The organism is Agromyces flavus (assembly GCF_900104685.1).
Classification (GTDB): Bacteria; Actinomycetota; Actinomycetes; order Actinomycetales; family Microbacteriaceae; genus Agromyces; species Agromyces flavus.
Genome location: NZ_LT629755.1, coordinates 1,998,497 through 2,012,496, shown reverse-complemented (window position 1 = coordinate 2,012,496; position 14,000 = coordinate 1,998,497). Strand labels below are relative to the sequence as shown.

The following is a 14,000-nucleotide window of genomic DNA, read 5'->3' as shown; positions in this document are numbered from 1 at the left end:
CAAGGGCCTTGCGTCCCTCGGCCCGATCGGCCGTCCGCAGGTGCGCTCACGGCCGGAATGTGTATGGTGTGCCTGTCGGCGCGACGCCGCCGACCGATCAGCACACCGCTCGGGGGCGAGGCGACGTCGTGCGTTCCCCGTCCAGTGTCATCAGCAATAAGGAGTCCGGTGCCAGGCACGAAGAAGCTCGTGATCGTGGAGTCGCCGACGAAGATGAAGTCGATCGCCGCGTACCTCGGCGACGGCTACGAGGTCCTCTCCTCGGTCGGCCACATCCGCGACCTCATCGAGCCCAAGAACCTCCCGGCCGAGCTCAAGAAGGGCTCGCTGGGCAAGTTCTCCGTCGACGTCGAGAACGGGTTCGAGCCGTACTACGTGGTCTCCGACTCGAAGAAGAAGACGGTCGCCGAACTCAAGCGCGCGCTGAAGGACGCCGACGAGCTCCTGCTCGCCACCGATGAGGACCGCGAGGGCGAGGCCATCGCCTGGCACCTGCTGCAGGAGCTCAAGCCCAAGGTGCCCGTGCGGCGCATGGTGTTCCACGAGATCACGAAGGACGCCATCCTCAAGGCGAAGGACCAGACCCGCGAGCTCGACACGGCGCTCGTCGACGCGCAGGAGACCCGTCGCATCCTCGACCGGCTCTACGGCTACGAGGTGTCGCCGGTGCTCTGGCGCAAGGTCGGACCGGGCCTGTCGGCCGGTCGCGTGCAGTCGGCCGCGACGCGGCTCGTCGTCGATCGCGAGCGCGAACGACTCGCGTTCGTGCCGGCGTCCTACTGGGACCTCGTCGGCCGGTTCACGAGTGACGACTCCGGTTTCGAGGCGAAGCTGGTCCGCGTCGGCGGCGAGCGCGTGGCCACCGGCCGCGACTTCGACGACTCGGGTCGACTGACGGGCAAGGCCGTCGTCCTCGATGAGCCGACGGCGCACGCATTGGCCGCGGCGTTGCGCGACGACGCGGTCGCGCGCCGTGTGAGCCGAGTCGAGTCCAAGCCGTACTCGCGGCGCCCGGCGGCACCGTTCACGACCTCCACGCTGCAGCAGGAATCCGCTCGCAAGCTGCGGTTGTCGGCCCGCGACACCATGCGCGTGGCGCAGTCGCTGTACGAGAACGGGTACATCACCTATATGCGCACCGATTCGGTGTCGCTCTCGCAGCAGGCGATTCAGGCCGCGCGCACGCAGGCCGTGAAGCTCTACGGTGCCGACAGTGTGCCCGACAAGCCGCGCGCGTACGCCGGCAAGTCCAAGAACGCCCAGGAGGCGCACGAGGCGATCCGCCCGTCGGGCGAGGTCTTCCGCACGCCGGCCGAACTGCAGAACGTCCTCCGTGGCAGCGAGTTCAAGCTGTACGACCTCATCTGGAAGCGCACCGTCGCCTCGCAGATGGCCGACGCCAAGGGCCAGACGGCGACCGTCACCATCGAGGTCGGTCCGACCGCAGCCGACGCCACGACGCCCGAATCGGCGACGGCGCCCGTGGCGGGCACCACGGCCGAGTTCACCGCGAGCGGCACCGTCATCACGTTCCGCGGCTTCCTCGCCGCATATGAGGAGAGCCGCGACGAGGAGCGCAACGCCGACGACTCGCCGGGCGAGGCGAAGCTGCCGCCGCTCAAGGAGGGACAGGCCGTCGGACTCGCCGAGCTCGAGGAGAAGGGCCACGAGACGAGCCCGCCCCCGCGCTACACCGAGGCGAGCCTCGTCAAGCGGCTCGAAGAGCTCGGCATCGGACGACCCTCGACGTTCGCCTCGATCATCTCCACCATCCTCGACCGCGGGTACGTCACGCAGCGCGGCCAGGCGCTCGTGCCGAGCTGGGTCGCGTTCTCGGTGGTGCGCCTGCTCGAGGAGCACTTCGGCGACCTCGTCGAGTACGACTTCACCGCCGAGATGGAGGACGACCTCGATCGCATCGCGTCGGGCGAAGCCGACCGCGTGGACTGGCTCAACGAGTTCTACTTCGGCAGCGACCGGCACAAGGGACTCCGCCAAGTGGTCGACAACCTCGGCGAGATCGACGCGCGCGAGATCAACTCGGTCGAGATCACGCCGGGCGTCACGCTCCGCATCGGCAAGTACGGGCCCTACCTCGAGACGATGGATGCCGACGCCGCGCCCGACGCGCCGCCGCGCCGCGTGAACCTGCCCGACGACCTCGCGCCCGACGAGCTCACCGCCGAGAAGGCGCGCGAGCTCATCGAGGCGCCCGTGCAGGGCGACCGGGTGCTGGGTGCGAACCCCGAGAACGGCAAGCAGGTGGTCGTGAAGGACGGACGGTTCGGGCCGTACGTCACCGAGATCGAGCCCGAGCCCGAGGCGGACGAGGCCCGCGTCGACCCCGCCACCGGCGAGGTCGCCGAGCCCGCCAAGCCCAAGCGCGGGGCGAAGAAGACGGCGGCGCCCAAGCCGCGCACGGCGTCGCTGTTCAAGAGCATGCAGCCCGCCGAGATCGACCTCGCGACCGCGCTGAAGCTCCTCGACCTGCCGCGCATCGTCGGGGCCGACCCCGAGTCGGGCGACGAGATCACCGCCCAGAACGGCCGCTACGGCCCGTACCTGAAGAAGGGTGCCGAGACGCGCACGCTGCCGAGCGAGGATGCGATCTTCGAGATCGACCTGGCCGGCGCGCTCGAGTTGCTCGCCCAGCCGAAGTACGGCGCGCGTCGCGCATCGAGCGCGCTCAAGGAGTTCGCCGAGGACCCGGTCAGCGGCAAGCCGATCAAAGTCAAGGACGGCCGGTTCGGACCGTACGTGACCGACGGGACGACGAACGCGACGATCCCGCGCGGCGAATCCGTCGAGGACATCACGTTCGAACGTGCGGCGGAACTGCTCCAGGTCAAGCGCGACAAGGGTCCCGCCGCGCCGCGCGCCAAGCGGACGACCACGGCGAAGCGTTCGACCTCGACGCGCTCGAAGAAGTCGAGCTCGGCGTGAGTCGCGGACTGTTCGTCACCCTCGAGGGCGGCGACGGTTCCGGCAAGTCCACGCAGGCGAGCCTGCTCGAGCAGTGGCTCGCCGAGCATGGTCGTGCGGTCCTCCGGACGCGGGAACCCGGCGGCACGCCCGTCGGCGTCGAGGTCCGCGAGATCGTGCTGCACCATCGCGGCGACGTCGCGCCGCGGGCCGAGGCGCTGCTCTACGCGGCCGACCGGGCGCACCACGTCGCCACGGTCGTGCGGCCCGCCATCGCCCGCGGCGACGTGGTGGTCCAAGACCGGTATGTCGACTCGTCGGTCGCATACCAAGGTGCTGGCCGGGTGCTCGACGCGCGCGAGGTGCGCGCGCTGTCCGACTGGGCGACCGAGGGCCTCATGCCCGACCTCACGGTCCTGCTCGACCTGCCATGGGACGTCGCGCAAGGCCGCCTCCAGGATGCGCGCACGCGGTACGACCGGCTCGAGGCCGAGGCGGGGGAGTTCCACGCCAGGGTCCGCGACGCGTACCTGGGCCTCGCTGCCGCCGAGCCCGAGCGCTTCCTCGTCGTCGACGCGACGCTGCCCGTCGACGAGATCGCCGCGCGTATCTCCGAGCGGGTCGAGCCCCTGCTGTGAGTGCGCCGGGGAGCGGCATCCGCGTCGGCGGCGGCAGGTAGCGTGGAATCGTGACCGTGTGGAGCGACCTGACCGGCCAGGATGCCGCGATCGCCGTGCTGCGCGCGGCGGCGACCGCGTCGACGGCCGCGCACGGCGCCCCCGTGTCGTCCGACATGACGCACTCCTGGCTGATCACCGGTCCGCCCGGTTCCGGTCGCTCCAACCTCGCCTACGCGTTCGCCGAGGCGCTGCTCTCGGGCGCGCCCGACGGCGATGAGGCGGTGCACGCGCAGGTCGTCGCGCGAAGCCACCCCGATCTCCACGTGCTCGCGACCGAGGGCGTGATCATCAAGGTCGCCGACGTGCGCAAGATCGTCGAGCGCTCGCACTACGCGCCGTCGGTCGGACGCCACCGCGTCATCGTCGTCGAGGATGCCGACCGGATGACCGAGCAGACCTCGAACGTGCTGCTGAAAGAGCTCGAGGAGCCGCCGGAGCGCACCGTCTGGATCCTGTGTGCGCCGAGCGAGGCCGACCTCATCCCCACCATCCGATCGCGCGTACGGTCGGTGCGACTCCAGGTGCCGAGCGTGGCCGATGTCGCCGCGCTCCTGGCGCGCCGTGACGGCGTCGATCCGATCATCGCCGAGCGCGCCGCGCGAGAGGCGCAGAGCCACATCGGCATGGCGCACCGATTGGCCACGAGCGTCGAGGCGCGCGACCGTCGTGCCGAGACCCTCCGCCTCGCGCTCTCGGTCCGGTCCACGCCGGGCGCCGTCGCCGCGGCGGCTCGGATGCTCGAGATCGCCGGTGACGACGCGAAGGCGATCACCGAGCTGCGCGACGCCGAGGAACGCGAGCACACCCTCCGCTCGCTCGGCGTGGCACCCGGCCAGGCCGTGCCGGCCGCCCTCCGCTCCCAGCTGCGGGCGCTCGAGGAGGACCAGAAGCGTCGCGCGACCCGGAGCCTGCGCGACGGCATCGACCGCATCCTGGTCGACCTCGCCTCGCTGTTCCGCGACATCCTCATCACCCAGCTCGGTGCCGACGTCGAGCTGGTCAACGTCGAGATCGCCGACGACATCGCGCGGGCCGCGGCATCCGCCCCGCCCGCACGAACGCTCGCCACGCTCGACGCCATCCAGGAGGCCCGTACCCGCATCGACGGCAACGTGCAGCCCGCGCTCGCGCTCGAGGCGATGCTGGTCGCGGCGATCCGGCGTCCCGAGCCGGCACGAGGGGTGCGATCGTGAGGCGCGCGCGCCGATGGCTGGCGGCGGTCGCCGCGGCGACCGTCCTGGTCATGAGCGGATGCTCCCTCCCGTCGTTCCTGACAGGGCCGGGCAGTGCGCGCTCCGAGCCGACGGGCGAGAAGGTGAGCGCCGAGCTCGAGCCGTACTACGAACAGGTGCTCGAGTGGGAACCCTGCGGCCAGATGCAGTGCGCCACGGCCACTGCGCCTCTCGACTGGTCGGCGCCCGAGACCGACTCCATCGAGCTCGCGCTGGTGCGGCAGCCTGCGCGGGGCGAGAAGCAGGGATCGCTGCTCGTGAATCCGGGTGGCCCGGGCGCGTCCGGGTACGAGTTCATCTCCGAATCACTCGGCTACGCGGTCGGCCCTCGTCTCCAAGAGCACTTCGACGTGGTCGGGTTCGATCCACGCGGCGTGGGGCGCTCCACCCCCGTGACCTGCTTCGACGACGACGCCGAGAAGGACGCGTTCCTCTACGGCGTGATCCCGGCCGAGCGCGGCAGCGACGAGTGGATCGCCGCCGCCAGAGATGCCAACGAGGACTTCGGCGCCGCGTGTGCCCACCGCACGGGCGAGCTGCTCGCCAATGTCGACACCGAAAGCGCGGCGCGCGACCTCGACCTGTTGCGCGCGATCGTCGGCGACGAGAAGCTGAATTACCTCGGGTATTCCTACGGCACGCTCCTCGGCGCGACCTACGCCGACCTCTACCCCGACAAGGTGGGCCGCCTCGTGCTCGATGGCGCGGTCGACCCGACGACCACCCTCGACGAAGTGAACATCGCCCAATCGATCGGGTTCGAGCACGCGCTGAAGGGCTACCTCGCCGACTGCCTCGCGTCCGACGAATGCCCGTTCGCGGGCACGGTCGACGAAGCGGCCGACGAGGTCGGGCGCCTGCTCGCCTCGGTCGACGCGAGTCCGCTGCAGGGCAGCGACGGGCGGCAGCTCGGCGCCGACGCCCTCGTGCTCGCGATCATCTATCCGCTCTACAGTCCCGAGACCTGGCCGTACCTCAGCGACATGTTCGAGTCCGTCATGTTCGGCCAGGCCGATACGGCCCTCGCGTTCGCCGACGGCTACAACGGCCGCGAGACCGACGGCACGTACCGCGACAACTCGGTCGAAGCGTTCCGCGCGATCAACTGCCTCGATAACACCTACGACGATGATGTCTCGTCGATGCGGCAGCGGGCGGCCGAGCTCGCCGAGGCCGCGCCGATCATCGGGCCGTACTTCAGCTTCGGCGACATCGGGTGTGCGAACTGGCCGTATGCGGCCGACGGGCCGCCAGCGCCCACCACCGCCGAGGGCGCGGCGCCCATCCTCGTCGTCGGCACGACCGGCGATCCGGCCACCCCCTACGACGACGCGGTCGCGCTCGCCGATCAGCTCGACAGCGGCGTGCTCGTGACCTACGACGGCGAGGGGCACACCGCCTATCGCAAGTCCAATGCGTGCGTCGACCAGGCCGTCGAGGCGTATTTCCTCGACGGAACCGTGCCCTCGTCCGACCCCGGGTGCTGACCTCGCGGCGACCCGTGCGATGGTCATGAGCGCTCGGAAAACCCGCTAACATGGTCTCTCGTGCCCGTCCGGTTCCGCCGAGACGAGGTCACGCCGCCTTAGCTCAGTCGGCAGAGCGATTCACTCGTAATGAATAGGTCGTGGGTTCGATTCCCACAGGCGGCTCCAGCGCGAACGGCCCGGACGATGTCCGGGCCGTTCGTCGTTCCGGAGTCATCCGAGGCGCGAGACCGGCGCACCCGCACGGATCGCGCGAGGGATCTCGGCGACCGCGTCGACCGCAGCGCGGAGCCGTTCGAGGTCATCGGCCGAGGCGGTGGAATCGAGCGTCACGGAATACTCGATGCCGGTCGAGCGCCACGCGTCGGTGAAGCCGCCGTCGGCTTCGACGGCGATGCCGGCGAGCTCGATCCCCAGCCGATCCGCCTCCCGGTACGTGTCGTTGAGGATGCAGAGCGCCACGGACAGGTGCAGCACCTGGGCGCCGTTGGTCGCCGGGGCCGCGACGACGCCCTCGTCGGTCCAGACGTGGTCGAGCGTCACGCCGTCGGCGGCGCGAAGCGTGCCCGCGGTTGCGCGCACGCCGAACGAGGAGAGGTCCATCTCCCGATTCTGCTCCCGACCCGCGTCAGGGCACGGGAACCGCGCGGATCGCGTTGGCGTATGCCGCGTACCCGGTCGCCGTCGGATGGAACGCGGTGTTCCAGTTGACGTACATCCAATCCACGATCCACGAGCTGCCACTGCCGATGCCGTGACCGGCGAAGTCATCCTCGACGTCCACGAAGGTCGCCCCGGTGCCGACCGCCACCGACTCGATGACGTTGTTGAGCACCACGGTCTCCGCGTTGACCTCGTCGGCCCACTGGTACCTCGTGTTCACGCCCGACGAATTCAGGTGGAAGAGCAGCGGGTAGCCGGCCACGATGACCTTCGCGTCGGGCTCGGTGCGCGTGCGGATGGCGGTGATGACTCCGGCGACCTTGTCGCGGAACGCCTGCGAGGCGGCGATCGCGGCGCCGGCGTCGATCGAGGACTGGCAGGAGTCCGACGGGAACGCGAAGCAGTTCCGCATGACGTTGCTGAATCCGACGTCGTTCCCACCCACGGTGACCGTGACGACCTTGGCGGTCGTCGAGATGGTCGCGATCTGCGCGAGCGTCTCGACGGTCGACGCACCCGTGCAGGCGGGGAACGACACCAGGCGCTTGTTCGCATCGGCGTCGAGCTGCCTCGGGTAGCTGTTCGCACTCCGATAGCACGACGTGTCGAGGTAGCTGCCGCCACCGACGCCGGCGGCGAAGGAGTCACCGACGGCCGCGTACTCGAGTTCCGTCGAGCCCCCGGGCTTCGGCGGCTTGACGGGCTTGCCCGCCGCGACGGCGGCCGAGGCGGGCTCGGCGGGACCGAACGCCGCGGTGCCGAGCAGGAGGGCGAGCGCCGCCAGGATCGCCGTGGCGACCACCAATGCGATTCGGGAGCGCCGTGGGCCGTCGTCGTCAGCGGTTGCGGCGCGTGCGGGGTCCATGGTCATCCGCCGTTCAGTCCGCCAGCGCCGCGAGGATCGCTGCGAGGTACACCTGCTGGCCGGCAGGGGTCGGATGCAGGAAGCTCACCGGGTCCGACGGGTCGTCGCCGAGCCAGGGATCGAGGCTGCCGACCCCATGCCCGAGGAACGCCAGCTGGACGCTCGCGAGCTCCACGTCGGCGCCCAGAGCGGCCGCCGCTTGCACGGCTTCGGCGATCTGCTCGTTCAGTGCGAGGGTTGCGAGGTTGACGGTGTCCGTCACGGTCCCCAGCCCGTCGGCGAACGGGATCGGGTAGTCCGTGACCACGATGTGGGCGTTCGGTGCGCGCTCGCCGATCGCCAGAATGAGGGCGGTGAGGTCCTCAGCGATCACTCCGGATTGCAAGATCTCGAAGACCGCCTGGATCGCGGCAGTGCACTGCAGCGATGCGGGATCCGGCACGCAGACCGCGTACGCGGCTCCGGCACCGAGGTCATTGGCCCCGACCGTGACGGTGACGAGCGTCGTGCCGCGGTTCACCTGCGACAGTTGCGACGACAGCACGTCGTCGATCGTCGCCCCGGTGCACGCGGCGAATCGCAGCAGGTTGGTGCGCGGCTCGGCGTCGAGCAGCACGGGATATGCAGCCGTGCTGCGGAGGCACTGGTCGAGCGGCACGCCGGCACCCTGCCCGGCGGCGTAGGAATCGCCGAGCGCGACGTACTTCGCGACGGGCGGCGGAGGTTCGGCACCAGCGGGTGCGGCACCGCCGAGGGCGGCGGCGAGGGCGACGATGGCCGCGACGGTCGAGCCGACGATGCGGCTCCTTCGGATCGAACGTGCCGACATGGCCGAACCGTAGCGGGTAGCCGAGGAATCCGCACCTTCCCAGAACGGGTGTCATCGCGATCCGACGCCGACGATCGCCCGGCCGGCCGGTCCCGACCCGCCGATAGGCTGACCCGCATGACCGATCGACTTCGCTGGGGCATCCTCGCGCCGGGCGGCATCGCCCACGTCTTCACGAACGACCTGCTGCTCAATGGCTTCGACGTGAGGGCCGCCGGGTCGCGCTCGCTCGACACCGCGCAGGCGTTCGCCGACGAGTTCGGGATCCCGACCGCGTACGGCGGCTACGATCGGCTCCTTGCCGATCCCGACATCGACGCGGTCTACATCGCCACGCCGCATCCGTTCCACGCCGCGGTCGCGCTGCTCGCGATCGAGGCGGGCAAGCACGTGCTCGTCGAGAAGCCGTTCGCCCTGAACCAGGCTCAGGCCCGCGCGGTCGCCGACGCGGCGCGCGAGCGGGGCGTGCTCGCCCTCGAGGCGATGTGGACGCGCTACCTGCCGCACATGGTGCGCATCCGCGAGATCGTCGCAGCGGGTACGCTCGGCGACGTTCGATCCCTGGTCGCCGATCACACGCAGAAGCTCTCCGACGATCCCGCGCACCGGCTCAACGCCCTCGCGCTCGGCGGCGGTGCGCTGCTCGACCTCGGGATCTACCCGATCTCCTTCGCCTGGGATCTCTTCGGCGCGCCGACGACCATCCAGTCGACCGCGGTGTTCCGCTCGACTGGTGCCGACGCCGGCATCGCCGTCCAGCTCGGGTACGACTCGGGTCGCATCGCCAGCACGTACTCGGCGAGCGACACGGCGGGGTCGAACCGCGCGGTGATCCTCGGCACGCAGGCCCGCATCGAGATCGACGCGATCTGGTACGCGCCGACCACGTTCCGCGTGGTCGCGCCCGATGGCTCGGTGCTCGAGGAGTTCCGTTCCGAGGTCACCGGCCGGGGCATGCACTTCCAGGCCGAGGCGTTCGAACGCCTTGTGGCCGAGGGCCGGCTCGACGGCGGCGACATCCTCTCGGCCGAGGAATCGGTGGAGATCATGGGCACGCTCGACCGCATCCGCGCCGAGATCGGGCTGCGCTATCCGGGGGAGGACTGATCCGGGCGGATGGGCCGGCCGAGCCGCGGCCCGACGACGCGGACGTCGTCTCGCTCACGCGCCGGCTGGTCGGCATCGACGCCGCCAACCCGTCGCTCGTCGCGGGCGGGGCGGGTGAGCGGGAACTCGCCGAGTTCGTCGCGGGATGGCTCGGGACTCGCGGGTTCGAGGTCCGCCTCGTCGGTGCGGACCCCGCTCGGCCCAGCGTCCTCGCCCGGCGGCGGGGCACCGGCGGTGGGCGAACGCTCCTCCTGGCCGGTCACCTCGACACGGTCGGCGGCGAGGGGTCGGGGGCGGATGGCGCGTCCGTGCCGCTCTCGGACGAGCGTGTCGTGGGTCGTGGCGCGTACGACATGGCAGGCGGACTGGCCGCCGCGATGATCGCGGCCGCCGCGGCGCCGCACGACCTCGCCGGCGACGTCGTGCTCGCGTTCGCCGCAGATGAGGAGTTCGGCTCGGTGGGCATGGAGGAGCTCCTCTCCGCACTCGACGCCGAGCAAGCGGCGCTGCCCGACGCCGCGGTGGTGCTGGAGCCCACCGACCTGGAGGTGACGCTCGCGCATCGCGGCTTCGCCTGGTACCGCGTCGAGTACGAGGGCGTCGCCGCGCACGGCTCCCAACCCGAACTCGGCGTGGACGCCATCGACCGAGCACTCGACGGCCTCGTCGCGCTCCGCGAACTCGGGCGCGAGCTGCGTGCGCGCCCGCGACATCCGCTGCTCGGCAACGGAAGCGTTCGGCTGGCGACCATCGACGGCGGGACGGATGCCGCAACCGTCGCCGACCGCTGCACGCTCGTCGTCGAGCGTCGCACGCTCCCGGGCGAACCCGACCCGGGCCCAGAGCTCGAGCGTGCGCTCGCGGCATCCCGGCCCGCACGCATCGAGGAACTCGTCGCGCGTCCCGGCATGGAGGCCGATCCCGGGTCGCCCATCGCCGAAGCCGTCCTGGCGGCGGTGCAGCGCGAAAGCGGGACACCCGCGGTGCGTCGCGGCGACCCGTGGTGGACTGATGCCGGACTGATCGCCGACGCGGACATCCCCGTGGTGCTCGTCGGCCCCGCGGGCGGGGGCGCCCACGCCGATGAGGAATGGGTCACGGTCGCGTCGCTTCGGACCCTCGTCGCGATCGTCGAGGACGTCATCGCCGACTTCTGCGGAGGCTGACGGCGGACCGCTTCCCACGGTGCACCCGGGTGCGATCCGTACAATGCCGCGGATGGATCTTCAGACCTCGCCCCGCGGCATCCGCGGCGTGATCGCCCGCCACCGCGCCGTGGCCGCCGCTGCGGCGCTCGTGGCCGTGGCCCTCGTCGGCGGGGGAGCGGTCGCGCTCGGTGCCGCGCTGAACGATCCGCCGTCGGCCGCGCCGGAGCCGTTGCCGACCGAGACCACGACGCCCTCGCCGACTCCGACGCCGACCCCGCAGGCGGCCGCGCCCAGCGTGCCGCCGCCGCGCGTTCGCACGTGTTCCGTTGCCGACCTCGCCGCCGATCCGCGACTGGCGAACCTGCAGGCGCAGGTGATGAACGCCGGCACCGGCGAGATCCTCTTCGACCGGGGCGGCCTCACGGCGTCGCGCACCGCGAGCGTCATGAAGGTGCTCACGTCCGCCGCGGCGCTCGCCGTGTTCGCCCCCGACCACCGCTTCGCCACCACCGTGGTGCGCGGGGCCGAGCCGGGCTCGGTCGTGCTTGTCGGGGGCGGAGACCTCACCCTCTCGCGCACTCCGAGCGGCAGCGAGACCGTGTACCCCGGCGCCGCGCACCTCGACGAGCTCGCCCGGCAGGTCCGCGCCGCGTGGGAGGCCGATCCGTCGAACCCGCCGCTGACCAAGCTCGTGCTCGACAGCTCGCTCTTCGGCGGCGAGCCGTGGCATGCGAGCTGGGATCCCGCTGAGCGGGAACTCGGCTACATGCCGGACATCACCGCGCTCATGGTCGACGGAGACCGTCAGGACCCGTACGCGAACACGTCGGCACGCGGCACCGACCCCGTCGGTCGCGCTGGCGAGGCATTCGCCGCCGAGGTCGGCGGAATCGGCGCCATCGAGCGCGGCGTGGCCCCGTCGGGCGCGGCCGAGCTCGGCAGGGTCTGGTCGCCCACCGTCGCGCAGCTCGTGGAGAAGTCGCTCATCGTCTCGGACAACACCGCGGCCGAGATGCTCGCGCGCCTGGTCGCGATCGAGGTCGGCACCGGCGGCACCTTCGAGGCCATCGACCCCGCGATGCGCCAGGTGCTCGCGACCTACGGCATCGCGCGCGGCGGCATCCGCGTCGTCGACGGCTCGGGCCTGTCCCCGGACAACGCCGTGCCGCCGGCCTACCTGACGCGGCTGTTCGCGAAGATCGAGTCGCGCGAGGGCAACCTGGGCGTCATCCGCGACGGGCTGCCGGTCTCGGGGCAGAAGGGCTCGCTGTCGTACGCGGATCGATTCGCGGGCGACAATGCGATCGCCGACGGCGCGGTCTTCGCCAAGACGGGGTGGATCACGACCGGCTACACGCTGTCCGGCATCATCCACGCCCAGGACGGCACGACGCTCACGTTCGCCATCTACGCGCTCGGCAACGTCACCGACGCCGCGAAACAGGCCATCGACACGCTCGCCACGGGTTTCTACCGTTGCGGCGACGAGCTCGCGAACACCTGATCGCGACGAGCGGACGAGGACGGAGCGCCGACCGCGCCGATCCGCGCCAGAATGGAATCGACGACGGATGGTCCCGTCGAGACCCGAAGAGCGAAGGAGCCGATCATGAGTCGCGCCCTGTTCATCATCGACGTGCAGAACGACTTCACCGAGGGCGGAGCCCTCGGCGTCGAGGGCGGCGCCGCGACGGCGGCGCGGATCTCCGAGTACCTCGCCGAGCACGGCGCGGGATACGACCTCGTGGTCGCCTCGCGCGACTGGCACAACCCCGACGAGCACAACGACGGTCATTTCGCCACCGAATCGGAGCCCGATTACATCACGACCTGGCCCGTGCACTGCGTGGCCGGAACACCGGGCGCCGAGTACCACCCGGCGTTGGACACGTCGCACGTCGACGCGCACATCCGCAAGGGCCAGGGCATCGCCGCCTACTCGATCTTCGAGGGCACGGATGACGCGGGCGACACGATCGCCGACCTGCTCACGCGGCACGGCATCACCGACATCGACCTCGTGGGCATCGCGACGGACTATTGCGTGCGTGCGAGCGCCCTGGACGCGCTCGAGCACGGCCAGCACGTGCGCGTGCTGCGCGACCTCGTCGCGGGGGTCGACGAGACGACGTCCGACGCCGCCATCGCCGAGCTCGGGCACGCGGGAGTCGCGATCGTGGACTCGGGCGCCCTGCCGGCCGCGACGATCGTCGCGTCGCCCGAGTCCGGCGAACCCGGCGATGCGGACGCGGACACCTCGGCGGGGATGTCCGCGTGAGGGCGTCGTCGCCCGCGCCGTTTCCCATGCTGCACGCCGAGGCGGCCGACGGCGTGCTCATCGCGTACCGCACCGTCGGCGACCTCGACGCCGGCCACGCGTCGCTTCCGCCCGTGCTCCTGGTCCACGGCTTCGCGTCCACCTCGGCCGTGACCTGGGAGGGCACAGGCTGGGTCCGCGCCCTCGAAGAAGCGGGTCGATCGGTCATCCTGGTCGACCTGCGCGGTCATGGTGAGAGCGACAAGCCGGCGGAGGGGGAGGCGTACTCGCCCGACCGGCTCGGGGCCGACCTGGTCGCCGTGCTCGACTCTGCGGGCGCGCCGGTCGTCGACGTGATCGGCTATTCGATGGGCAATCGCGTCGTGTCGGCGCTGTGCGAGCTCGCGCCCGACCGCGTGCGACGCGCCGTGGTCGGCGGTGCGGGACCGACCGAGCTCTTCGCGACCTGGAGCCTCGACGAAGCGAGGGCGTACCTGCTGCATGACGCGCCGCCCTCGAATCCGCTCATCGCCGCGGTGCTCGCGCCGGCGATCCGCAACGGCGCGGATCGTGAGGCGCTGCTCGCGTGCATCGAGGGCGTGCAGGGCGCCCCGCTCGCGATCCCCGGGGGCATCCCGGTGCTCTTCGTCGCCGGAGAGCACGATCCGGTGCCTCGCGGGGTGCAGGAACTGGCCCTGGACTGGGGCAGCGACCTGGTCACGATCCCCGGCCGAGACCATGTCTCGACGCTCACGGCTCGGGCGTTCAAGGACGCGGCGATCGCCTTCCTGTCCTGATCCCCGCGACCAC

At 71.3% G+C, this 14,000-nt stretch carries 13 protein-coding genes and 1 tRNA gene; 10 read left to right on the top strand and 4 right to left on the bottom strand.

Annotation, left to right across the window (positions count from 1 at the left end; translation table 11 throughout):
* Positions 1 to 168: 168 nt before the first annotated feature.
* The 5 genes from topA (at position 169) to BLT99_RS09435 (ending at position 6,489) form a co-directional block, all read left to right on the top strand.
* Positions 169 to 2,943: a type I DNA topoisomerase gene (gene topA, locus BLT99_RS09455; protein ID WP_092671472.1), complete on the top strand. Its 2,775-nt coding sequence runs from the start codon at positions 169 to 171 to the stop codon at positions 2,941 to 2,943.
* Positions 2,940 to 3,560 carry a dTMP kinase gene (tmk, locus tag BLT99_RS09450; RefSeq protein WP_092671469.1) on the top strand — a complete coding sequence of 207 codons (621 nt, stop codon included), beginning with the start codon at positions 2,940 to 2,942 and terminating at the stop codon, positions 3,558 to 3,560. The genes topA and tmk overlap by 4 nt, the downstream gene beginning before the upstream one ends.
* 50 nt (positions 3,561 to 3,610) lie before the next feature.
* A complete protein-coding gene (locus BLT99_RS09445) occupies positions 3,611 to 4,795 on the top strand; it encodes a DNA polymerase III subunit delta' (protein ID WP_092671466.1) in 1,185 nt (394 codons plus the stop codon).
* Positions 4,792 to 6,321, top strand: coding sequence for an alpha/beta hydrolase (locus BLT99_RS09440; protein ID WP_308209006.1), 1,530 nt, complete (start codon positions 4,792 to 4,794; stop codon positions 6,319 to 6,321). The genes BLT99_RS09445 and BLT99_RS09440 overlap by 4 nt, the downstream gene beginning before the upstream one ends.
* Positions 6,322 to 6,413: 92 nt before the next feature.
* Positions 6,414 to 6,489: transfer RNA gene (locus BLT99_RS09435), tRNA-Thr, on the top strand.
* 45 nt (positions 6,490 to 6,534) lie between these two features.
* Here the strand turns inward: BLT99_RS09435 and BLT99_RS09430 are convergent.
* From BLT99_RS09430 to BLT99_RS09420, 3 genes are all read right to left on the bottom strand, one after another.
* Positions 6,535 to 6,924 (bottom strand): OsmC family protein, encoded by a 390-nt coding sequence (locus BLT99_RS09430; RefSeq protein ID WP_092671463.1) that lies wholly within the window; start codon positions 6,922 to 6,924, stop codon positions 6,535 to 6,537.
* 25 nt (positions 6,925 to 6,949) lie between these two features.
* Complete coding sequence (locus BLT99_RS09425; protein ID WP_157674968.1) at positions 6,950 to 7,786, bottom strand: SGNH/GDSL hydrolase family protein; 837 nt, start codon at positions 7,784 to 7,786, stop codon at positions 6,950 to 6,952.
* Between the two features lie 76 nt (positions 7,787 to 7,862).
* A complete protein-coding gene (locus BLT99_RS09420; RefSeq protein ID WP_092671457.1) occupies positions 7,863 to 8,678 on the bottom strand; it encodes an SGNH/GDSL hydrolase family protein in 816 nt (271 codons plus the stop codon).
* 117 nt (positions 8,679 to 8,795) lie between these two features.
* Between BLT99_RS09420 and BLT99_RS09415 the strand changes: the two genes are divergently transcribed.
* Positions 8,796 to 9,785: a Gfo/Idh/MocA family protein gene (locus BLT99_RS09415; protein WP_092671454.1), complete on the top strand. Its 990-nt coding sequence runs from the start codon at positions 8,796 to 8,798 to the stop codon at positions 9,783 to 9,785.
* Here the strand turns inward: BLT99_RS09415 and BLT99_RS18025 are convergent.
* Positions 9,767 to 10,048: a hypothetical protein gene (locus tag BLT99_RS18025; protein ID WP_229724785.1), complete on the bottom strand. Its 282-nt coding sequence runs from the start codon at positions 10,046 to 10,048 to the stop codon at positions 9,767 to 9,769. The two genes, BLT99_RS09415 and BLT99_RS18025, sit on opposite strands and share 19 nt — an antisense overlap.
* Between BLT99_RS18025 and BLT99_RS09410 the strand changes: the two genes are divergently transcribed.
* The 4 genes from BLT99_RS09410 (at position 10,037) to BLT99_RS09395 (ending at position 13,987) form a co-directional block, all read left to right on the top strand.
* A complete protein-coding gene (locus BLT99_RS09410) occupies positions 10,037 to 10,951 on the top strand; it encodes a M20/M25/M40 family metallo-hydrolase (protein ID WP_229724773.1) in 915 nt (304 codons plus the stop codon). The genes BLT99_RS18025 and BLT99_RS09410 overlap by 12 nt on opposite strands.
* Positions 10,952 to 11,003: 52 nt before the next feature.
* Entirely contained in the window at positions 11,004 to 12,437 is a 1,434-nt protein-coding gene (locus BLT99_RS09405; RefSeq protein WP_229724730.1) for a D-alanyl-D-alanine carboxypeptidase/D-alanyl-D-alanine-endopeptidase, read from the top strand.
* Positions 12,438 to 12,542: 105 nt separating this feature from the next.
* A complete protein-coding gene (locus BLT99_RS09400; RefSeq protein ID WP_092675979.1) occupies positions 12,543 to 13,211 on the top strand; it encodes an isochorismatase family protein in 669 nt (222 codons plus the stop codon).
* Positions 13,208 to 13,987 carry an alpha/beta fold hydrolase gene (locus BLT99_RS09395; protein ID WP_229724731.1) on the top strand — a complete coding sequence of 260 codons (780 nt, stop codon included), beginning with the start codon at positions 13,208 to 13,210 and terminating at the stop codon, positions 13,985 to 13,987. Before BLT99_RS09400 ends, BLT99_RS09395 begins: the two co-directional genes overlap by 4 nt.
* The last annotated feature ends 13 nt before the right edge of the window (positions 13,988 to 14,000 follow it).

What these genes read in the sequence shown, in the direction of transcription:
- BLT99_RS09420 (WP_092671457.1), bottom strand. Translation starts at nt 8,678, where the DNA reads ATGTCGGCACGTTCGATCCGAAGGAGCCGCATCGTCGGCTCGACCGTC.
- BLT99_RS09415 (WP_092671454.1), top strand. Translation starts at nt 8,796, where the DNA reads ATGACCGATCGACTTCGCTGGGGCATCCTCGCGCCGGGCGGCATCGCC.
- BLT99_RS09400 (WP_092675979.1), top strand. Translation starts at nt 12,543, where the DNA reads ATGAGTCGCGCCCTGTTCATCATCGACGTGCAGAACGACTTCACCGAG.
- BLT99_RS09430 (WP_092671463.1), bottom strand. Translation starts at nt 6,924, where the DNA reads ATGGACCTCTCCTCGTTCGGCGTGCGCGCAACCGCGGGCACGCTTCGC.
- BLT99_RS09405 (WP_229724730.1), top strand. Translation starts at nt 11,004, where the DNA reads ATGGATCTTCAGACCTCGCCCCGCGGCATCCGCGGCGTGATCGCCCGC.